Here is an 18,066-nt window from a genome sequence, read left to right on the forward strand (position 1 = left end):
CGATAGTCATGGGTGTGTGAACATTTAAGCGGAGCACCGGACGCTTTGGCTACTCGCTTTCCCAGTGCTTGTGGCTGCTCAAAGCATTGATAAATTTCTTTTTAAAGTCAGGTATATAGGATTTTTGCTTTGTATTTTTATGGCATAAACGTGAGTTAGCTCAGTTTTATCCGGGATCTGGCTTCCCCCTGGGGGATTGGACGCTGCGGTTTTGGGTGTCCTGACCTGCCCCCCCATCTGCCAGGAATTGGCCCTGCCCAATATGGGTGAGGGGCTGCCCATCCCCTGCTGGAGGCGGCGGGAGGTATGGTAAGTTGCCTTCATAAGGTGAGTGCGAGGACTAGTGGTCCGCCTGGCATTGAGAATACAGAGACCGGGGACATCTGCTGGGACAACCGCCAACCTCCATCAATGGTCCGTGGCCTGGTGTGGGCTTGCCCCAGGCCCCGACAGAATCCACGACAGAAAACATGGGAGTATTGATGAAACAAGATGCCGCGACCCTGGGTGCGAAACTCGTTGATTGGCTGGGCAGGCGCTTTCCTGAAGCCAAAGATATCGTGATTTCCGATCTGCGCAGCCCTTCCGGTGGATTCTCCAACGAGACCTGGCTCTTGGACCTGGATTGGGTCCGGGACGGCCATGCCGAGCGGCAAGCCCTGGTGGCCCGGTTGCAGCCCCAGGTGGCGGGCACTTTCCCCGAGTACGACCTGAAACTCCAGTACCGCTGCATGGAGCTGCTGCAGGACAGCGGCGTGCCGGTGCCCCGCCTTTTCTGTTTCTGCGATCAGGACAGCCCCTTCGATGTGCCCTTCTACCTGATGGAACGGATCGACGGACTCGCACCCCTGGAGAACCCTCCCTATCACGGGGTGGGTTGGCTCCATGACATGACGCCGGTCCAGCAGGGCGAAGTATGGTTCCAGTGCGTTGACACCATCGCCGCCGTGCACCGGGTGGACTGGCAGGCGCAGGGCTTCGGCTTTCTCGATCGGCCCCACTTGGGGGCGACCCCCCTGGTCCAGATGATCGCCTACTACCGCAACTATCTGGCCTGGATAGAGGCGCGCCGCCGCCCTTACCCGATGCTGCACCGGGCCCTGGACTGGGTGGAGTCCCACCAGCCGCAACAGCCGGAGCCCATGACCCTGTGCTGGGGCGATGCCAAGATCGGCAACTGCCTGTTCCAGGGGACCCGCTGTGTGGCAGCCCTGGACTGGGAAATGCCCTACCTGGGCAATCCGGTGTCGGACCTGTCCTGGCTGCTGATGCTGGACCGGGCACTCTCGGAAGCCATCGGTATTCCGCGTCTGCCGGGCTTCGCCGATCGGGGGGCCACCGTGACTCGCTGGTCGGCAGCGTCTGGTTACGGTGCCGAGCATCTGCCCTACTACGAAGTGTTCTCCGCCCTGAAATTCTCAGCCATCATGGCGGCCATCACCACCGCCCTGGTATCCCATGGCCTGATGCCGGAGGACACCGACATGGACCTGCGCAATCCGGGGACTGCGGTGCTGGCACTCTATGCCAGTGAATACGGACTGGACCTCTGACCGGCCTCGAACCCTTGCTGGATTTTCCCCATGAATGAAGCTCCCCTGACGCCGATTCTGGATGCGGCACCCACTTTCCGTGATCTCGGCGGCGTAGCGACCATGGACGGCCGCCGGGTGCGCCGCGGCCAGTTGTTTCGTGCCGGCATCCTGGTGCATCCCTCTCCGGCGGCGTCGGCGGCGGTTCGCAGTCTGGGCCTGCGCTGGGTGATGGACCTGCGCAGTGATCACGAACGCAACCACAGCCCCGGTACCTGGGCCGATTACGGCGCGACCCGCACCCTGAACTCCGACGTCAGCACCGATGTGCGGGCCGGCAATGCCGCCCTGATGCACCTGCTGGAAAGCGATTTCAGCGTTGCCGGCGCCCAGCGCATGATGGTCGCCACCTACGAGCACCTGCCCCAGGGCTTCCGGCAGCAGTTGCCCCGCCTCTTCGATCTGCTGCTGGATGAGACCGGGCTGCCCCTGATGGTCCATTGCACGGCGGGCAAGGATCGCACCGGATTTGCCTGCGCCCTGGTGCTCCACGCCCTGGGCGCGGCGGAAGAGAGCATCTTCGAGGAATACCTGAAGTCCGGCGACCTGCTGGTGGGCACGCCGGTATCCGCGTCCATGGGCCGCCTGCTTGAAAAATCCCTGGGGCGCCCGCCGGAGCCGGAGGCCCTGGCGGTGATCATGGGGGTGCGCCGCGAGTTTCTGGAAACCGCACTGACGGCCGTACGCATCGAGTACGGTAGCGTGGACAATTACCTGGAACAGGTGGGCGGCTTGACCACCGAACGCCGGGCGCGGCTGCGCCAGCGCCTGCTGGAATAGGCGCTCAGTCGTCCGCGCAGACCGTGCAGCCCGGGTCCCGGGGCACGCGGATTTCCCGCCATTCCATGTAGAGACCGTCCAGCAACAGCAGCCGTCCGGCCAGACTGGTGCCGCAGCCGATCAGCAGTTTCAGGGCCTCGGCGGCCTGGACGGTGCCGACGATGCCGGTGAGGGGGGCGAAGATGCCCATCACGGCGCAGCGCACTTCCTCCACGTCCTCGGCCTCGGGGAACAGGCAGTGATAGCAGGGAGCCTTTTCCTGGCGCTGGTCGAAGACCGAGATCTGGCCGTCGAAGCGCACCGCGGCGCCGGATACCAGGGGGCGTTGCAGTTTTACGCAGGCCCGGTTGATGGCGTGGCGGGTGGCGAAGTTGTCGGAGCAGTCGAGTACCAGGTCCGCCGCCGCGACTTCCGCTTCCAGGCGCTCTCCCTCCAGACGTTCGGCCAGGGGGATGACCCGGCATTCCGGGTTCAGTTCCGCCAGGGTGCGGGCGCCGGAAGCTGCCTTGGGCTGGCCCACGGCCGCCTCCCGGTGGAGAATCTGTCGTTGCAGGTTGGTGAGGTCCACGGTGTCGCCGTCGGCCAGCACCAGGGTGCCGATACCGGCACTGGCCAGGTAGTAGGCGGCGGGAGAGCCCAGCCCGCCGGCCCCCACCACCAGCACCCGGGCGTCGAGCAGGCGCTGCTGACCCTCGATGCCGATCTCGGGCAGCAGGATGTGGCGGCTGTAGCGGAGCAGTTGCTGGTCGTTCAATTCAAGCTCAAAGCCGTGTAGCGGCTTCCGGAAACTCCCCTCTCACACTGGGAGAGGGGCAGGGGGTGAGGGACACGAAATAACCGTCACTTTTCGCTGCGTAGTTCCGGCGGCGTGTCGTCGTGGTCACCGTGGGGGTGATGTTCCCAGGCCTTGGAATAGATTTCGTGGGACTGCTTCAGCAGGCGCTCGGGCTGTTGCAGGTTGCGCAACTGGGTTTCTTCGCAGAAGTAGATCACCGCCCGGGACAACTGGGCATAGACCGAATGCTCCAGGTGGAAGCCCTGGCGTACCAGGGCGGTTTCCAGGCCCTGGAGGGTGTAGTCGTGGATTTCGTATTCCACCGTCAGTATATGGGGGGTGTGGCCTTCCCGCACCGTCAGTCGTTCCAGAACCGCCAGTAGCTCCCTTGCCTGGGCCACCTGCTCGGGCCGGGCATGGTCGAAACGGATTTCCCGCTGCTTGCGGCTGCCGGGATGGGGGTCGTCCAGGGGCATGCGCTGCTGCCCCCGCTCCTCGTCCCGCAGGCGGCGGGCCTTTTCGACCGTCATTTTCCCGGAATGGCTCATGGCTGGCCTATGGTTTGCGGATGATCTGCCAGGCCTTGAGCAGGTTCATGGCCTGCTTGAGCTGGTAATCGCTCTTGGACGCGAATTCGATGGGCTTGAACTGCGTCGTTTCGTCGCCCTCGTCCTTGGCGCCGCCCTTGTCCTTGCCACTCTTGGCTGGCGTCTTGGACTTGTCGGTGGTCTTGGCCGGTGCGCTCTTGTCCTTGTCGTTTTCCAGGTGGCGATCCAGGTCGGCCTCCCGCATCAGCGGATTATGGGCCTCGCCATTGGCGGTTTCCTCCACCACTACGTCGGGGACGATGCCCTTGGCCTGGATGGAGCGGCCGTTGGGGGTGTAGTAGCGGGCCGTGGTCAGCTTGATGGCCGAGTTGTTGGACAGGGGCAGCACGGTCTGCACCGAGCCCTTGCCGAAGGTCTGGGTGCCCATCACCACGGCTCGCTTGTGATCCTGCAAGGCGCCGGCGACGATCTCCGAGGCGGAGGCCGAGCCGCTATTCACCAGCACCACCAGGGGCACGTTACGGGTGCCGGCGGGCAGATCCTTCAGCATGTCCTGCTTGTAGCCCCGCAGGTAGTCCTCGGGGGCGGCGATGTACTTGCGCTTGGCGTCCTCGGTGCGGCCGTCGGTGGAAGTCACCAGGGTCTTGGCAGGCAGGAAGGCGGCGGAAACGCCCACTGCGGAATGGAGCAGGCCGCCGGGATCGTTGCGCAGGTCCAGCACCAGGCCGCGCAATTCCTCGCCCTTGTTTTCCGGGTCCTTGTAGAGCTTGTCCAGATGCTTCACCAGATCGGAGACCGTTTCTTCCTGGAACTGGGTCACCCGCACATAGCCGAAACCAGGCTCCAGCAGCTTGGACTTGACGCTCTGGACCTTGATCTTGTCCCGCTCGATGGTGATCACCAGGGGCTTGGATTCGCCCTTGCGGATGATGGTCAGGGTGATCGGGGTCTTGGGCTTGCCCCGCATGCGCTTGACTGCGTCATTGAGGGTCATGCCCCGCACCGGGGTTTCGTCCAGTTTGACGATCAGGTCGCCGGACTTGACCCCCGCCCGCCAGGCCGGCGTGTCCTCGATGGGCGCCACCACCTTGACGAAGCCGTCTTCCATGCCCACCTCGATGCCGAGGCCGCCGAACTCGCCCTGGGTGTTGACCTGGAGATCCTTGAAAGCGTCGGCATCCAGATAGGCCGAGTGGGGGTCCAGGTTGGAGAGCATGCCGCTGATGGCATGGGTGATCAGCTTCTTGTCATCGACGGGCTCCACATAGCCCTGCTTGATGGCGTTGTAAACATCGGCGAAGCTGCGCAGCTCTTCCACTGGCAGGCCGGAGACAGTCTCCTTGCCGGCATTGGCGGAGAAGTTGAGGCTGACGAGGACGCCGGCCACCATGCCGATGCCGATGAGGCCGAACTTTTGCAGCTTGCTACGCATTGGATTTCCTTGGATGGGCCGGGGCATCAGCGCAGGCTGGACCACTTGAGGGGGTCGAAGGGCAGGCCCCGATGCCGGAGTTCAAAGTATAAACCCGATTCCCCGCCGCCGCCGCTGGCGCCGGCCGTGGCGATGGGCTCCCCGGTCTTCACCTCGCGGCCGCTTTCCCGCAGCAGAGACTGGTTGAAACCATAGACGGAAAGAAAACCGTCGCCGTGGTCCAGGATCAGCAGGTTGCCGAAGCCTCGCAGCCAGTCGGCGAACACCACCCGGCCGGGGGCCACGGCCTTGACTTCGCTGCCTTCCGCAGCGCGGATGAACAGGCCCTTCCAGGTGCCGCCCTCGGGCCGCGCAGTACCGAAGCGGCCGGCGACTTCCCCCTTGAGAGGTAGCCGCAAGCGGCCCTTGAGGGCGGCGAAGGCGCCCGTTGCCGAGCCGGGTTCGGGGCTGCGTTCATTTCTCAGGGATGGACTGTCGGATTTTTCCCGGGAAGGACGTTTTCCGGAAGATCGGGGCGTGGCGGGCGCCGGCCGGGAAAGCCGGGCGATCAGTTGGGACAGACGCCGCTCGTTTTCCTTCAGGTTGCCAATCTCCTGGCGCTGGGCCTTGATCCGGCCGGCGAGACGCTCCAGCAGCGACTGGCGCTCCTTCTGTCGGGAAAGCAGGCTGGCACGGCTTTCCTGCTGGCGCTTTTCGATGCCCGCCAGTTGTTCGCCCTTTTCCTTGACGGTGGCGGAAAGCGCCTGCTTCTGTTTTAGGGCGTCCCGCAGTTCCCCCAGCATGCGAGCTTCGGCGACGGAGAGCAGACGCAGGAAATGCCGGTCCCGGGCCGCCTGGTTGGGGTCCGTTCCCATCAGCATCAGTTGCAGGGCGTCCGCTTCCCCGTGCAGGTACTGACGGTAGAGCAGCCGGGAGAGTTGGCGCTGCTGCCGGCCGATGCTGCCCGACAACTGGTCGGACTGCTGCCGGAGCTGCTCCAAGGCCGTCTCTACCTCGGCCCGTTCCCGGGCCAGCTCATGCAGGCGGCGGTTGATGGTGGAAATGGCGGCCTCGGTCTCCCGCAACTGGTCGCTGACGTTGTCCCGGGTGGCCTCGCTCCTGGCCAGATTCTTTTGCAGGGCGCCGATCCGCCCACGGATTTCCTTGAGTTCCTCCCGCTGGCCGCCGCCAGGGGCGGCAAGGGCTGGATCGTGCCCCCCCATTACCAATAGGAGCAGGCTCAGACCACAGAAGGAACACCAGAGACTGCGTGAAGTTCCAGTGCCAGGAAACTTCGCGGGAGGGCTCCCCTTCCTCGGGAAGGGGTGATGAGGGATGGTGATCGAATTTCCCAGGGGGGAACGAAGCGAAGCCCCGCCGCCGGGCCGCCCCAAGGCGGGGCAGTCAAGATATGGAGCGGGCATGGCCCGCGAACCGCCGTCACCCCCTTCCATGGGAAGGGGGCCGGGGGGCAGGCTCATTATTTTGCTTTACCCTGGGCCGCCACCGCCGCCATGGCGGCCTTGATGGCCTCCTGGTCGCCCAGGTAGTAGCTCTTGATCGGCTTCAGATTGGCATCCAGTTCATAGACCAGGGGCTGGGCGGTGGGGATGTTGAGGCCCACGATGTCGGCGTCGGAAACATTGTCCAGGTACTTGATCAGTGCCCTGAGACTGTTGCCATGGGCGGCGATGACCACCTGCCTGCCGCTCTTCACCATCGGTGCGATGGTCTCGTGCCAGTAAGGCAGGAAGCGATCCACCGTGTCCTTGAGGCATTCGGTGCGGGGGAACTGGGCCGGGGCCAGGTCTCCATAGCGGGGGTTGCCGATTTCCAGTCGCTCGTCGCCTTCCTCCAGGGCCGGGGGCGGGGTGTCGTAGGCACGGCGCCAGACCAGCACCTGCTCGTCGCCGTACTTGGCGGCGGTTTCGGACTTGTTGAGACCCTGCAGGGCACCGTAATGGCGTTCGTTCAGGCGCCAGGAGTGATGGATGGGAATCCACATCCGGTCCATTTCCTCCAGTACCGTCCATAGGGTCTTGATGGCACGCTTGAGCACCGAGGTATAGGCCACGTCGAAGGCGTAGCCTTCCTGTTTCAACAACTGGCCGGCAGCCTGGGCTTCGGCCAGGCCCTGGGCAGTGAGGTCCACATCGGTCCAGCCGGTGAAGCGGTTTTCCTTGTTCCAGACGGACTCGCCGTGGCGGAGCAGAACGATCTTGTACATGGGGTTTCCAGAGTGAGTGGGGATGAGTTGGGGCCGGAAAGCGTAAAACCCGGCGGTGGCCCGGTCAGGCAACGCAGCGTATTTTATAATACCCTCCCTTATTTCCCTCCACGGGGCCAGCATGGCCAGCATCGTTCAGGATCTCATCGGCAAGCAGGAGCAAATCGAGACGGCGGCTCGGGCCCTCAAGGCCATCGCCCATCCCCTGCGGCTGAAGATCATGTGCGTGGTGGGGGACCAGGAGGTTTGCGTACAGGACATCGTGGAAGCGGTGGGCACCTCCCAGAGCAATATTTCCCAGCATCTGGCCATTCTGCGCGACAAGGATGTGTTGCAAACCCGCAAGGACGCCAACCGGGTTTACTACCGGGTGGCCGATCAGCGCACCCTTCAGTTGATCAGCATGATGCGGGAAGTTTTTTGCGGCGAACCGCCGTCTACGAAAGGATGATGGATTTTCATGTGGGAATTTATTCAGCAGAACATTTTTCTGGTGGCCCTGGCCGCCGTCAGCGGCGGCATGCTGCTGTACCCCCTGTTGCGGGGGGGCGGCGCCGGCGGTCTCTCTGCCGCCGAGGCCACCCTCAAGATCAACCGGGAGGACGCGGTGGTGATCGACGTGCGGGAAGCGGACGAATGGGCCAAGGGCCGTATTCCGGGCGCCCGCCACATTCCCGCCGGGCAACTGGAAAAGCGACTGGGCGAAATCGAGAAACTCAAGGCGCGGCCGGTGATCGTCTGTTGTGCTGGCGGCGGCCGCTCGGCGACGGCCTGCGGCGTGCTGAAGAAAGCCGGCTTTACCCAGGTGTTCAATCTGGACGGTGGCATGGGGTCCTGGGCCGAGGCCAACCTGCCGATCACCGCCAAGTAGTCCTGTCATGCCCCGGGTCCTGATGTATTCCACTGCGGTGTGCCCCTATTGCGTGCGGGCCGAGCAGTTGCTGCGCCGCAAGGGAGTGAGCGAGATCGAAAAGGTCCGGGTGGACCTGGAGCCAGCCCGGCGCGAGGAAATGATGGAACGCACCGGTCGTCGCACCGTGCCCCAGATTTTTATCGACGATTTCCACGTGGGAGGCTGCGACGACCTCTACGAGCTGGACCATCAGGGCCGGCTCGACGCCCTGCTCAAGCCCTAGCGGGTACAATGCCCCACCCTTTTTGCAGTTCCACTTCAACCTGAGCCGATTCCATCATGAGTGAACAGCAGCAACCCAGCTTCAACATCGAGAAGATTTTCGTCAAGGACCTGTCCCTGGAAGTGCCCAACGCGCCCCAGATTTTCCTCGACAACCAGATGCCGGAAATCCAGATCCAGTTGCAGACCCGGGCCGCCGACATTGGCGACGGCTACTATGAGTCGGTACTGACGGTCACCGTCACCGCCAAGCACGAGGAAAAGACCTATTTCCTGGTGGAAGCGGGCCAGGCCGGCATCTTCCAGATCCGTAACATCCCGGCCCAGGACATGGACCCGTTGCTGGGCATCGCCTGCCCCAACATTCTGTTCCCCTATGTGCGCGAGACCATCTCCGACGCCGTGGGCCGTGCCGGCTTTCCGCCCGTGCTGCTGGCGCCGGTGAATTTCGAGGCCATGTATCAGCAGCGCATGATGGCCGAGGCCCAGCAGAAGGAGCAGGGGCCCCACGAGGTTCCGATTCAGTAAGGCTATGCATCCAGGTCGCTGTCTTGCGCTGCTGCTCGGGTTGATCACGCTGCCGGCCCTGGCCCTCGACTTCCGTTCCGTGGCCGAGCCGGCCGTGCTCTACGACGGGCCGGCCGCCACGAGCAAGCGCCTCCATGTGATCGCGCGCGCCACCCCTGTGGAAGTGGTGATCAGCAACGAGGGCTGGAGCAAGGTGCGGGATAGCAAGGGCGACCTGATCTGGATCGAGACCCGTTTCCTGTCCCCCCGCCGCACCGTGATGGTTCGGGCCGAGCGGGCCCAGATTCGGGAGCAGGCCGAGGACAAGGCGGCCCTGGTGTTCGAGGCCGAGAAGGACGTGGTGTTCGAGTTGCTGGAAACCGCGCCTCCAGGCTGGGCCAGGGTCAAGCACCGGAGCGGTCAGTCGGGCTATGTCCGCGCCCTTCAGGTCTGGGGCCTCTGAGCCTCTGCCTCCCACCATGAAAATTGCCGTATTGGGTGCCGGTGCCTGGGGCACGGCCCTGGCGATTTCCCTGGCCGCCCGGCACCGGGTCACCCTCTGGTCCCGAGATTCCGCTCAGGTGGCGGCCATGGCCGCCATCCGGGAGAACCGGCACTATCTGCCCGGCTGCCCCCTGCCCGAAGGGCTTGCCCCGAGCGCTGATTTCGAATCGGCCCTACAGGCCGATGTCGCTCTGGTGGTCACCCCTCTGGCAGGCCTGCGGGAGACCTTGGCGCGACTGGCCCGCGCCCCCGTTCCGCCGCCTTTTCTCTGGGCCTGCAAGGGCCTGGAAGCCGGGACCGGACTGCTGCCCCATCAGGTGGTGGCGGAAGTCGGGCCGGGCCTGCAAAGCGGGGTGCTGACCGGTCCCAGCTTCGCCGAGGAAGTGGCCCGAGGCCTGCCTGCCGCCGTCACCATCGCCGCCGCCGATGGCGCCTTTGCCCGGGATATCGCCCAGGCCCTCAACAGCGAGCGTCTGCGGCTCTATGCCAATGACGACCTGGTGGGCGCGGAAGTGGGCGGCGCGGTGAAGAACGTGCTTGCCATCGCCTGCGGCATCAGCGACGGTCTGGGCCTGGGCCTCAATGCACGGGCCGCCCTGGTAACCCGGGGCCTGGCGGAGATCACCCGTTTTGGACTGGCCCTGGGCGCCCGCCGTGAAACCTTCATGGGCCTGGCGGGCATGGGCGACCTGATCCTCACCTGCACCGGTGATCTGTCCCGCAACCGCCGGGTCGGCCTGGCCCTGGCCGGGGGCGATGCCCTGGAGGCGATCACCCGCAATCTGGGGCATGTGGCCGAAGGCGTATCCACGGCCCGGGAAGTGGCACGCCGGGCGCGGGCGCTGGAAGTGGATATGCCCATCACCGACGCTGTTTGCGCCGTGCTGGAGGGGCAACTCACGCCTGCCGCCGCCGTGGCCGCCCTGATGGCCCGGGAGCCGAAGGCGGAGTAGTCAGGCGCCCCCGGCGAAGTCGTTCTGGCGCCAGGCTTCGAAGACCAGGATGGCGACCGTGTTTGACAGGTTGATGCTGCGGTTGCCCGGCACCATGGGCAGACGCAGGCGCTGTGCGCTTGGTATTTCTGCCAGCACGGCTTCCGGCAGACCGCTGGTTTCCGGCCCGAAAAGGAAAACGTCTCCTGGTTGGTAGGCCACGCTGTCGTGGCGAATACGTCCCCGGGTGCTGAGGGCGAAAATGCGCCGGCCGGCCAGGGTGCTCAGGCAGTCCGTCCAGTTCTCATGAACCACAACCTCCGCCAGTTCCGCGTAATCCATGCCGGCACGGCGCACCGCTGCCTCCGTGATGCTGAAACCCAGGGGCTTGACCAGGTTCAGGCGGCAACCGCTATTGGCGGCGAGGCGCAGGATATTTCCGGTATTGGGGGGGATTTCCGGCTGATATAGAACAATGTCGAACATATTTCGGGAGTAGGCTCAGGCGGCAAACTGGACCCGGATATTAACTGGAGTGATGGCATGGCACGCCCGGAAAAAGTGCGCCTTGGTGATCTGCTGATTCAACAGGGCCTATTGACGGATGAGCAGCTCAAGCTGGCCCTGGAGGAGCAGAAACGCTCCGGCCGCAAGCTGGGCCGGATTTTCGTCGAAAGCGGCTATGTCACCGAGGAGGGCATCGCCCGGGCACTGGCGCGCCAGCTTCAGGTCGAGTTCGTGGATCTGCGCAGCTTCCATCTCAAGCCCGAGCTGATCAAGCTGCTGCCGGAGGCTCAGGCCCGCCGTTACCGGGCACTGGTGCTGGACGAGCGGGCCGGCCTGTTGCGGGTGGGCCTGTCGGACCCCACCGATCTGGCAGTGTTCGACGAGATTTCCCGGGTCCTGCGGCGCGACGTCGAACTGGCGGTGGTGACCGAGAGTCAGTTGATGCCGCTGCTGGATCGGGTGTACAAGCGCACCGAGGAAATCTCCGGCCTGGCCAAGGAACTGACCCAGGAAATGGGTGACATTCCGGTGGAGTTCGGCGCCGCACTGGGCATCACCCCGGGGTCCGAGGATGCGCCGGTGGTCAAGCTGTTGCAGACGGTGTTCGAAGAGGCCCTGCGCTCCCGCGCCTCCGACATTCACATCGAGCCCCAGGAAAAGTCGGTGGTGATCCGCTTCCGTATCGATGGCGTGCTCCATGTGCAGACCGAGGCCGACAGCAAGATATCCACGGCCCTGGTGCTGCGTCTCAAGCTGATGTCGGGCCTGGACATCTCGGAAAAGCGCCTGCCCCAGGACGGTCGTTTCAATATCAAGATTCGCGGCCAGAACGTGGATGTGCGGATTTCCACCATGCCCGTCCAGCATGGCGAGTCGGTGGTGATGCGGCTCCTGGCCCAGAACACCGGCTTGCTGGAACTGGACAGTCTGTACATGCCGCAGCGGGTGCGGGATCGTTTTCACCATGCCATCAGCCGGCCCTCGGGCATTGTGCTGGTGACCGGCCCCACCGGCTCCGGCAAGACCACCACCCTCTATGCGGCCCTGAACGAGCTCAACACGCCGGAGAAGAAGATCATCACTGTCGAGGATCCGGTGGAATACCGTCTGCCGGGACTCAATCAGGTGCAGGTCCACGAGAAGATCGACCTGACCTTCACCCGGGTGCTGCGCACCGCCCTGCGGCAGGATCCGGACATCATCCTGATTGGTGAAATGCGCGACCAGGAAACGGCGGAAATCGGTATGCGAGCCGCCATGACCGGCCATCTGGTGCTGTCTACCCTGCATACCAACGACGCCCTGTCTACGCCCATCCGCCTGCTGGACATGGGGGTGCCCCGCTACATGGTGGCCCTGTCCATTCAGATGGTGCTGGCCCAGCGCCTGGTGCGGGTGATCTGCGAAAATTGCGCCACGGATTATCAGCCCGAGCCCCATGAGCGCGAATGGTTACGCTACGAGCTGGGGGATCGGGTGGACAAGTTCAAGTACCGGATCGGCCTGGGCTGCGCCCATTGCGCCAACACCGGTTACCAAGGGCGCCAGGCCGTCTACGAGTTTCTGGAAATGACCAACGCCCTGGTGGAAGCTGCCAATCACGGCGACCCGAGCGAGTTCATGGCTGTGGGGCGGGAACAGATGGCAGGCCACACCCTGCGCCGCGATGCCGTGCGCCTGGTGGTCAATGGCCGCACTACCGTCGAGGAAGCGATGCGCATTGCAACGCAATTGGAGGAGTAGGGTGCCTGCCTTTGCTTATCGCGGAAGAGACGCCACCGGTGCGGTGGTCCAGGGTGTGCTGGAGGGCGCCACGGCGGCGGCGGTGGCCGATCTGCTGTTCGGCAGCGGGGTGACGCCCCTGGAGATCAAGCTGGCGCCGACGGGAGGATCAAAGCAGGCAACGGCCGTCAGGATCTTCGATCTCTTTGCTGACAAGATTCAGCATGTGGACATTCTGTTGTTCACCCGCCAGCTCTATACCCTCCTCAAGGCCGGAGTACCCATCATGCGGGCACTCACCGGCTTGCAGGAGTCGAGCCAGAACCAGGCCATGCGGGATACCCTGGGCCAGGTCCGTGAAAGCCTGGATACCGGGCGGGAACTGTCTGTTTCCCTGGCCCGCCACCCGAAGGTATTTACCCCCTTCTATCTCGCCATGGTGCGGGTGGGGGAAATGACCGGCCGGTTGGAGGAAATCTTCCTGCGCCTCTTCGATCACATGGAGTTCGAGCGCTTCATGCGGGAACAGGTGAAGTCGGCCCTGCGCTATCCCAGCTTCGTGGTGGCCGCCATGGTAATCGCCATGTTCGTGGTCAACATCTGGGTGATCCCGGCCTTCGCCAATGTGTTCAAGGGTTTCGGCGCCGAATTGCCTCTGATGACCCGCATCCTGATCGGTTTTTCCGATTTCATGGTGGCCTGGTGGCATGTCCTGATCGCCGCCCTGGTCGGCGCCGCCTTCGCCTTCCGGGCCTGGGTGGGCACGCCGGCGGGGCGCCATCAATGGGACAAGATCAAGATGCGCATTCCCATTGCCGGCAAGATCGTGCGCAAGGCCACCCTGGCCCGCTTCGCCCGCAGCTTTGCCCTGGCCTCCCGCTCCGGGGTGCCCATCATTCAGGCCCTGACCACTGTCTCCCAGACCGTGGATAACGCCTACATCGCCGACAAGATCGAGAGAATGCGCGACAACGTGGAACGGGGGGAGTCCATTCTCCGTTCCGCCATCGGTACAGGCGTGTTTACCCCGGTCGTGTTGCAGATGATCGCCGTGGGGGAGGAGTCCGGCTCCCTGGACGAGATGATGGAAGAAGTGGCGGGCATGTACCAGAGCGAGGTGGAATACGAGCTCAAGACCCTGTCCCAGCAGATCGAGCCCATCCTGATCGTGATGCTGGGTGCCATGGTGTTGGTGCTGGCCCTGGGCATCTTCCTGCCCCTGTGGGATCTGGGGCGGGTGGCGATGAAGCGGTGAACACCCTGGCCACCGCCGGGCGGCAGGCCGGCATCAGCAAGTTCGAGTTTGCGGTCATCGTCACCCTGGTGGGTTTGCTCTCCCTGTCACTGAACACTCGGCTGAAGGCCCTGGAAGAGGAAGGGGAACGGACAGAAGTGGAACTCACCGTCCGCAATATGCGGGTGGGCCTGCAACTGGCCATCGGCGAGCGCATCATGCGGGGGGAGGAGTCTCGTCTGGCGGAACTGGTGGGGGCCAATCCTGTCTCCTTTCTGGGCCACGTGCCGCGCCACTATATGGAAGGCGACGGCAGCGGTGCGGCGCCGGGGGTCTGGTGGTTCGATCCGGATAGCCGTGCCCTGGGCTATCGACCCCGTCAGCCCGAGGCTTTCGCGGGGATGGCGATGTTCCGTTGGCAGGTCCGGGCCAAAGGAGAGTTGGGCGGCAAGGTCGTGGGCCTGCGATTGGAGCGGATAGCGCCGAATTAAAGGTGAAATATGCCCAAGAGCAGGGCCTAAGCCCTGAAGGGCGCATGGTAACTTCTGCCGGATAAAGGGGGATTCCCCGGAGGGCAGCGCGGAATATGGGGCTTAACAGGCAGGCGGGCTTTACCTTGATCGAACTGGTGATCGTCATCACCATCATCGGCATCCTGGCCGCCGTGGCTCTGCCGCGGCTGATCGACGCCCAGCGCGATGCCCGCATCGCCAAGGCCAACGCCATCTACGGCTCCCTGCGCTCCGCCGCCGCTCTGGCCCGTTCCCGCTGTGAACTGGATGTCTCGGGTGTGGCGCCCAGCCTGACGGGAGTGAATTGCGCCTCCAATCCCCCCTTCGTCAATATGGATGGCGCCCAGGTCAAGATCGCCAACCGTTATCCGGCCGCCACTTCCGACGGCATCGAGTCGGCGGCCCAGCTCAACCTGCAGGCGGATGGCCTGACGGCCTCCTCCAGCGGCAGCGGCACCCCCACCCGCCATTTCGACGTGGCCGGCGGCACGGTACCGAACTGCCGCATCAGTTACCAGGAGGCCTCTTTGTCAGGAACGCTGATTGTGGCCCCCGTGATCAGTGTCATCATCAGCGGCTGTTAATCGGATTATCATTTTCATATATCTTTAGGCGTAAGGAGAAACACAATGCAAATTCCACGAAATGAAAAAGGTTTCACCCTGATCGAACTGGTCGTGGTGATCGTGATCCTGGGCATTCTGGCGGCAACGGCGTTGCCGATGTTTATTGATTTGCGGACGGATGCGGCTGATGCCGCGACGGATGGCGTGGCCGGTGCATTGAGCAGTGCCTCCGCTGTGAATTATGCGGGCAGATTGGCGAATGGAGCACTCGGAGTCGCCATTGATAATGCGACTAACGTCTGCACAAATGCCATTCTCACTACCTTGCTGAACGGAGGAATACCAACCGGTTACACAATTTCCGGCACGTTGGCCTGCGGTACCGCTGGGACCACTGGGCCTTGCACGGTAACTGGACCACAATCTCAGACTGCAACGGCGACCATAACCTGTACGGGTTGATCGGGAACGAAAGCTGGGAGGGGGCAGATCGGGTTCTGCCTCGGTATATTCGGCAAGGGGCACAACCCCAAGGGCGGCTCCGGTCGCCCTTGTCGTTTCTGGCATGGCTGTCGGAAGGCGGGCTGACTGCATGGCAACCCTTTCCACCACCGGAGCATGGCGTTGCGGTTAATCGCGGATAAACACACCAATGTGGCTTGGATGGAAGCTTGCCGCGGCTTTACCCTGGTGGAGCTGGTGGTGACCATGATCGTCATCGGCATCCTGGCGGTCTTCGCCACCGGGCGCCTGGACTTTGCCACCACCTTCGATCAACGCGGCGTCCGTGACAAGCTGGTGGCGGCGTTGCAATATGCCCGCATGTCGGCCGTGGCCCAGCGGCGCCATGTCTGCGTCAGGATCAATGCCGGTGAGTTGGCCCTTTTCGTCAATACCGCGCCGCCGGAAAGCGTTGCTCCGGTTTTCGGAGCTGACTGCAATTACGCTACCCCCCTGAATCTGCCCGCACCGGATCGGGACTGTGGCGCAGGCAACCTGGTTTGCTCCCGGGCCGGTGCCACTCTTGGGGGCGGCGGCAATTTTGTCTTCGATGCCCAGGGGCGGGCGCTGACCAATACCCTGACCTTCACCGTTACCGGCCAGCCCGACGTGACGGTGGAAGGGGAGACCGGCTATGTGCGCTAGCCGACCCGGCGGGCGTGGATCGAGGCGGTTCTGCTCCCACGCGAGAGGGGAGGGGCGCTGCCGCGGCATGACGCTGATCGAGCTGGTGGTGTTCATCGTCATCGTCAGCGTCGGTGTGGTCGGGATGCTTTCGGTGCTGAACATCGCCGTTTTTAACAGCGCCGACCCCATGGTGCGCAAGCAGTTGCTGTCCATCGCCGAGGCCCTGCTGGAGGAAGTGGAGATGCAGCCTTTCACCTATTGCGATCAGAGCGATGGCAACTGGGCCACGGCCACGGCGGCTACCACGGCGGGGGGCTGCGCTGTCTTCGAATCCCTGGGCGCGGAAGCTGGACAGCAACGGGTTCCGCCGGACCCCGCCAACCGTTTTAATCATGTCACCGACTATCACGACCTTTCCCTGGCACCGCCCATCAGCGACATCAACGGCAATGCGGCCACCGCGCCGGAGGGTTACTCGGCCAACATCACCGTGGTGCCGGAGGCCCTGGGGGGTATCGCTTCCGCCGATTGTGGCGCAGCCAACGACTGTTCGGCGATGAACGTCGTGCGGATTCGGGTGGAGGTTTGCCGGGCCACCGCCTGTCCCAGCGCCATTGGCGACAGTATCGTGCTGGAGGGGTACCGGGCACGGGCCTGGCCCAATGATTTGCCATGGTGAAACGACGTTCCGCCATTCACACCCAGGAGGGCTTCACCCTGATCGAGGCGGTGATGGTGATCGTCATCACCGGCATCATCGCCTCCATGGTGGCGATATTCATCAAGACCGCCGTGGACAGTTACTTCGATTCGGTGCGGCGGGCTGCCCTGACGGATGCCGCCGATATCGCCCTGCGCCGCCTCTCCAGGGAGGTGCGACTGGCCGTGCCCAACAGTCTGCGGGTCAGCCTTGCGGGCGGGGTCTATAGCATCACCCTGATCCCCACGCGGGACGGCGGCCGCTACCGCAACGAGAGCGATGGCTCCAGCGGGGGGCAGCCCCTGTGCAGCGGCGGAACGGTCAACGCCAGCTTCGATGCGCTGGGCCCCATGCCGGCGGTGGCCGTGGGGGATTCCGTGGTGGTGTTCAACGATGCCAGTCTCAACCCGGGGCCGGGCTGCGCCGCGCCCAGCGATGTGTATTGCGGCGGTAGCCGTGCCGCCGTGACGGCGGTAGGCGCTCATTCCCTCACCATCGGAGCACTGGCCAACAGTGCGGTGATCTGTAGCTACGAGAACAACCGCTTCCAGGTGGTGGATCAGAATATCCGGGCCGTGACCTACACTTGCCCTGCCGCCACAGCCGGTGCCATGCAGCGCTTCGCCAATTACGGGTTCTCCACCACGCCCGGCGGGACGTCGGCCACGGTGGTGAATGGCGCCACCTGTTTTGTGGACGATTCCAACGCCCACCGTCCCAACGGTTCCCTTTATGTCAATCTGACTTTGACCGACAATAGCGGCGAGCGGGTCGAAGTGTTCCGCCAGATCCACGTGGATAACACCCCATGAAACGCGCCACGCAACAAAGCGGCTTCACCATCGTCTCCGCCATTTTCATCCTGGTGGTGCTGGCGGCGCTGGGGGCCTTCATCCTGGTGGTCTCCACTACCCAGCAGATCGGCTCGGCCTACGACGTGCAGGGTGCACGGGCCTATCAGGCCGCACGGGCCGGCATCGAATGGGGTATCTATCAAACATGGAGCTCCAGCCCGGCAGGCCGGGCGGGCGCCGCGGCCTGCACCAGCACCACGCTGGCTTTCGCCGGCACCACCCTCCACGAGTTTCGCGTCACCGTTAGTTGCGTGGCGACGCCTGATCCTGCTGGCATGGGAGGTCCCACGGTATTCACCGTCATCGCGGTAGCCTGCAACAGGCCCAATCTTGATGGCAGTTGCTCCGATGCCAACGGCAATGCCAATTCCGCATCCGCCGGCAGTTTCGGCTACATCGAACGCCGTGTCACGGTGACGATTTAGACAGGGG

Annotated in this window: 23 protein-coding genes; 17 read left to right on the top strand and 6 right to left on the bottom strand. The window is 63.9% G+C overall.

Translation table 11 applies throughout. The features are described from left to right. The first annotated feature begins 482 nt into the window (after window positions 1-482). Window positions 483-1,553, top strand: a complete 1,071-nt coding sequence (locus DENOEST_RS01955) for a phosphotransferase family protein (RefSeq protein ID WP_145770509.1) — start codon at window positions 483-485, stop codon at window positions 1,551-1,553. A gap of 30 nt (window positions 1,554-1,583) precedes the next feature. After that, entirely contained in the window at window positions 1,584-2,372 is a 789-nt protein-coding gene (locus DENOEST_RS01960; RefSeq protein ID WP_145770510.1) for a tyrosine-protein phosphatase, read from the top strand. A 4-nt stretch (window positions 2,373-2,376) separates the two neighbouring features. Here the strand turns inward: DENOEST_RS01960 and DENOEST_RS01965 are convergent, their stop codons facing one another. The 5 genes from DENOEST_RS01965 to gpmA form a co-directional block, all read right to left on the bottom strand. After that, window positions 2,377-3,126, bottom strand: coding sequence for a HesA/MoeB/ThiF family protein (locus DENOEST_RS01965; protein ID WP_145770511.1), 750 nt, complete (start codon window positions 3,124-3,126; stop codon window positions 2,377-2,379). Window positions 3,127-3,212: 86 nt separating this feature from the next. Then, window positions 3,213-3,677: a hypothetical protein gene (locus DENOEST_RS01970; protein ID WP_232096415.1), complete on the bottom strand. Its 465-nt coding sequence runs from the start codon at window positions 3,675-3,677 to the stop codon at window positions 3,213-3,215. A gap of 25 nt (window positions 3,678-3,702) precedes the next feature. Continuing rightward, window positions 3,703-5,127 carry a S41 family peptidase gene (locus tag DENOEST_RS01975; RefSeq protein WP_145770512.1) on the bottom strand — a complete coding sequence of 475 codons (1,425 nt, stop codon included), beginning with the start codon at window positions 5,125-5,127 and terminating at the stop codon, window positions 3,703-3,705. A 26-nt stretch (window positions 5,128-5,153) separates the two neighbouring features. Beyond that, window positions 5,154-6,329 carry a murein hydrolase activator EnvC family protein gene (locus tag DENOEST_RS01980; RefSeq protein WP_170228173.1) on the bottom strand — a complete coding sequence of 392 codons (1,176 nt, stop codon included), beginning with the start codon at window positions 6,327-6,329 and terminating at the stop codon, window positions 5,154-5,156. A gap of 257 nt (window positions 6,330-6,586) precedes the next feature. Then, window positions 6,587-7,333: a 2,3-diphosphoglycerate-dependent phosphoglycerate mutase gene (gene gpmA / locus DENOEST_RS01985; RefSeq protein WP_145770514.1), complete on the bottom strand. Its 747-nt coding sequence runs from the start codon at window positions 7,331-7,333 to the stop codon at window positions 6,587-6,589. 121 nt (window positions 7,334-7,454) lie between these two features. On the opposite strand from gpmA, the gene DENOEST_RS01990 reads away from it, so the two are divergent. Genes DENOEST_RS01990 through DENOEST_RS02015 form a run of 6 tightly spaced genes read left to right on the top strand, consistent with a single transcriptional unit; the run spans window position 7,455 to window position 10,432 of the window. Beyond that, window positions 7,455-7,784 carry an ArsR/SmtB family transcription factor gene (locus DENOEST_RS01990; protein WP_145770515.1) on the top strand — a complete coding sequence of 110 codons (330 nt, stop codon included), beginning with the start codon at window positions 7,455-7,457 and terminating at the stop codon, window positions 7,782-7,784. A 9-nt stretch (window positions 7,785-7,793) separates the two neighbouring features. After that, the gene (locus DENOEST_RS01995; RefSeq protein ID WP_145770516.1) at window positions 7,794-8,204 is read left to right on the top strand and encodes a rhodanese-like domain-containing protein; all 411 of its coding nucleotides are present in this window, start codon (window positions 7,794-7,796) and stop codon (window positions 8,202-8,204) included. 7 nt (window positions 8,205-8,211) lie between these two features. Beyond that, entirely contained in the window at window positions 8,212-8,469 is a 258-nt protein-coding gene (grxC, locus tag DENOEST_RS02000) for a glutaredoxin 3 (protein WP_183148195.1), read from the top strand. Window positions 8,470-8,525: 56 nt separating this feature from the next. Continuing rightward, window positions 8,526-8,996 carry a protein-export chaperone SecB gene (gene secB / locus DENOEST_RS02005; protein ID WP_145770517.1) on the top strand — a complete coding sequence of 157 codons (471 nt, stop codon included), beginning with the start codon at window positions 8,526-8,528 and terminating at the stop codon, window positions 8,994-8,996. Between the two features lie 4 nt (window positions 8,997-9,000). After that, on the top strand, window positions 9,001-9,438 hold the full coding sequence (locus DENOEST_RS02010; protein ID WP_145770518.1) for an SH3 domain-containing protein: 438 nt from the start codon (window positions 9,001-9,003) through the stop codon (window positions 9,436-9,438). A gap of 16 nt (window positions 9,439-9,454) precedes the next feature. Further along, the gene (locus DENOEST_RS02015; RefSeq protein WP_145770519.1) at window positions 9,455-10,432 is read left to right on the top strand and encodes an NAD(P)H-dependent glycerol-3-phosphate dehydrogenase; all 978 of its coding nucleotides are present in this window, start codon (window positions 9,455-9,457) and stop codon (window positions 10,430-10,432) included. Here the strand turns inward: DENOEST_RS02015 and DENOEST_RS02020 are convergent, their stop codons facing one another. Then, window positions 10,433-10,897, bottom strand: a complete 465-nt coding sequence (locus tag DENOEST_RS02020; protein WP_145770520.1) for a tRNA (cytidine(34)-2'-O)-methyltransferase — start codon at window positions 10,895-10,897, stop codon at window positions 10,433-10,435. It abuts the gene before it with no gap. A gap of 57 nt (window positions 10,898-10,954) precedes the next feature. Between DENOEST_RS02020 and DENOEST_RS02025 the strand changes: the two genes are divergently transcribed. From DENOEST_RS02025 to DENOEST_RS02065, 9 genes are all read left to right on the top strand, one after another. Then, a complete protein-coding gene (locus tag DENOEST_RS02025) occupies window positions 10,955-12,661 on the top strand; it encodes a GspE/PulE family protein (protein WP_145770521.1) in 1,707 nt (568 codons plus the stop codon). Window position 12,662: 1 nt separating this feature from the next. Continuing rightward, window positions 12,663-13,895, top strand: coding sequence for a type II secretion system F family protein (locus DENOEST_RS02030; RefSeq protein ID WP_145770522.1), 1,233 nt, complete (start codon window positions 12,663-12,665; stop codon window positions 13,893-13,895). After that, window positions 13,892-14,365: a hypothetical protein gene (locus DENOEST_RS02035; protein WP_145770523.1), complete on the top strand. Its 474-nt coding sequence runs from the start codon at window positions 13,892-13,894 to the stop codon at window positions 14,363-14,365. The genes DENOEST_RS02030 and DENOEST_RS02035 overlap by 4 nt, the downstream gene beginning before the upstream one ends. 95 nt (window positions 14,366-14,460) lie before the next feature. After that, window positions 14,461-14,970, top strand: coding sequence for a type II secretion system protein (locus DENOEST_RS20450; RefSeq protein WP_145770524.1), 510 nt, complete (start codon window positions 14,461-14,463; stop codon window positions 14,968-14,970). Between the two features lie 45 nt (window positions 14,971-15,015). Further along, window positions 15,016-15,414 carry a prepilin-type N-terminal cleavage/methylation domain-containing protein gene (locus tag DENOEST_RS20455; protein ID WP_170228174.1) on the top strand — a complete coding sequence of 133 codons (399 nt, stop codon included), beginning with the start codon at window positions 15,016-15,018 and terminating at the stop codon, window positions 15,412-15,414. 201 nt (window positions 15,415-15,615) lie between these two features. Beyond that, window positions 15,616-16,098, top strand: coding sequence for a pilus assembly FimT family protein (locus tag DENOEST_RS02050; RefSeq protein ID WP_170228175.1), 483 nt, complete (start codon window positions 15,616-15,618; stop codon window positions 16,096-16,098). Between the two features lie 67 nt (window positions 16,099-16,165). Beyond that, complete coding sequence (locus DENOEST_RS02055) at window positions 16,166-16,759, top strand: type II secretion system protein (RefSeq protein ID WP_232096416.1); 594 nt, start codon at window positions 16,166-16,168, stop codon at window positions 16,757-16,759. Then, window positions 16,753-17,592, top strand: a complete 840-nt coding sequence (locus DENOEST_RS02060; RefSeq protein ID WP_145770527.1) for a PulJ/GspJ family protein — start codon at window positions 16,753-16,755, stop codon at window positions 17,590-17,592. The genes DENOEST_RS02055 and DENOEST_RS02060 overlap by 7 nt, the downstream gene beginning before the upstream one ends. Further along, the gene (locus DENOEST_RS02065) at window positions 17,589-18,059 is read left to right on the top strand and encodes a pilus assembly PilX N-terminal domain-containing protein (protein WP_145770528.1); all 471 of its coding nucleotides are present in this window, start codon (window positions 17,589-17,591) and stop codon (window positions 18,057-18,059) included. The genes DENOEST_RS02060 and DENOEST_RS02065 overlap by 4 nt, the downstream gene beginning before the upstream one ends. Window positions 18,060-18,066 lie beyond the last annotated feature (7 nt).

The organism is Denitratisoma oestradiolicum, from assembly GCF_902813185.1.
Classification (GTDB): domain Bacteria; phylum Pseudomonadota; class Gammaproteobacteria; order Burkholderiales; family Rhodocyclaceae; genus Denitratisoma; species Denitratisoma oestradiolicum.

What these genes read in the sequence shown, in the direction of transcription:
- gpmA (WP_145770514.1), bottom strand. Translation starts at nt 7,333, where the DNA reads ATGTACAAGATCGTTCTGCTCCGCCACGGCGAGTCCGTCTGGAACAAG.
- DENOEST_RS02055 (WP_232096416.1), top strand. Translation starts at nt 16,166, where the DNA reads ATGACGCTGATCGAGCTGGTGGTGTTCATCGTCATCGTCAGCGTCGGT.
- DENOEST_RS01955 (WP_145770509.1), top strand. Translation starts at nt 483, where the DNA reads ATGAAACAAGATGCCGCGACCCTGGGTGCGAAACTCGTTGATTGGCTG.
- DENOEST_RS01995 (WP_145770516.1), top strand. Translation starts at nt 7,794, where the DNA reads ATGTGGGAATTTATTCAGCAGAACATTTTTCTGGTGGCCCTGGCCGCC.
- DENOEST_RS02050 (WP_170228175.1), top strand. Translation starts at nt 15,616, where the DNA reads ATGGAAGCTTGCCGCGGCTTTACCCTGGTGGAGCTGGTGGTGACCATG.
- DENOEST_RS02010 (WP_145770518.1), top strand. Translation starts at nt 9,001, where the DNA reads ATGCATCCAGGTCGCTGTCTTGCGCTGCTGCTCGGGTTGATCACGCTG.
- DENOEST_RS01975 (WP_145770512.1), bottom strand. Translation starts at nt 5,127, where the DNA reads ATGCGTAGCAAGCTGCAAAAGTTCGGCCTCATCGGCATCGGCATGGTG.
- secB (WP_145770517.1), top strand. Translation starts at nt 8,526, where the DNA reads ATGAGTGAACAGCAGCAACCCAGCTTCAACATCGAGAAGATTTTCGTC.
- DENOEST_RS02065 (WP_145770528.1), top strand. Translation starts at nt 17,589, where the DNA reads ATGAAACGCGCCACGCAACAAAGCGGCTTCACCATCGTCTCCGCCATT.
- DENOEST_RS20450 (WP_145770524.1), top strand. Translation starts at nt 14,461, where the DNA reads ATGGGGCTTAACAGGCAGGCGGGCTTTACCTTGATCGAACTGGTGATC.
- DENOEST_RS01980 (WP_170228173.1), bottom strand. Translation starts at nt 6,329, where the DNA reads ATGGGGGGGCACGATCCAGCCCTTGCCGCCCCTGGCGGCGGCCAGCGG.
- DENOEST_RS01970 (WP_232096415.1), bottom strand. Translation starts at nt 3,677, where the DNA reads ATGACGGTCGAAAAGGCCCGCCGCCTGCGGGACGAGGAGCGGGGGCAG.
- grxC (WP_183148195.1), top strand. Translation starts at nt 8,212, where the DNA reads ATGCCCCGGGTCCTGATGTATTCCACTGCGGTGTGCCCCTATTGCGTG.
- DENOEST_RS01990 (WP_145770515.1), top strand. Translation starts at nt 7,455, where the DNA reads ATGGCCAGCATCGTTCAGGATCTCATCGGCAAGCAGGAGCAAATCGAG.
- DENOEST_RS02025 (WP_145770521.1), top strand. Translation starts at nt 10,955, where the DNA reads ATGGCACGCCCGGAAAAAGTGCGCCTTGGTGATCTGCTGATTCAACAG.
- DENOEST_RS02020 (WP_145770520.1), bottom strand. Translation starts at nt 10,897, where the DNA reads ATGTTCGACATTGTTCTATATCAGCCGGAAATCCCCCCCAATACCGGA.
- DENOEST_RS02015 (WP_145770519.1), top strand. Translation starts at nt 9,455, where the DNA reads ATGAAAATTGCCGTATTGGGTGCCGGTGCCTGGGGCACGGCCCTGGCG.
- DENOEST_RS01960 (WP_145770510.1), top strand. Translation starts at nt 1,584, where the DNA reads ATGAATGAAGCTCCCCTGACGCCGATTCTGGATGCGGCACCCACTTTC.
- DENOEST_RS20455 (WP_170228174.1), top strand. Translation starts at nt 15,016, where the DNA reads ATGCAAATTCCACGAAATGAAAAAGGTTTCACCCTGATCGAACTGGTC.
- DENOEST_RS02060 (WP_145770527.1), top strand. Translation starts at nt 16,753, where the DNA reads ATGGTGAAACGACGTTCCGCCATTCACACCCAGGAGGGCTTCACCCTG.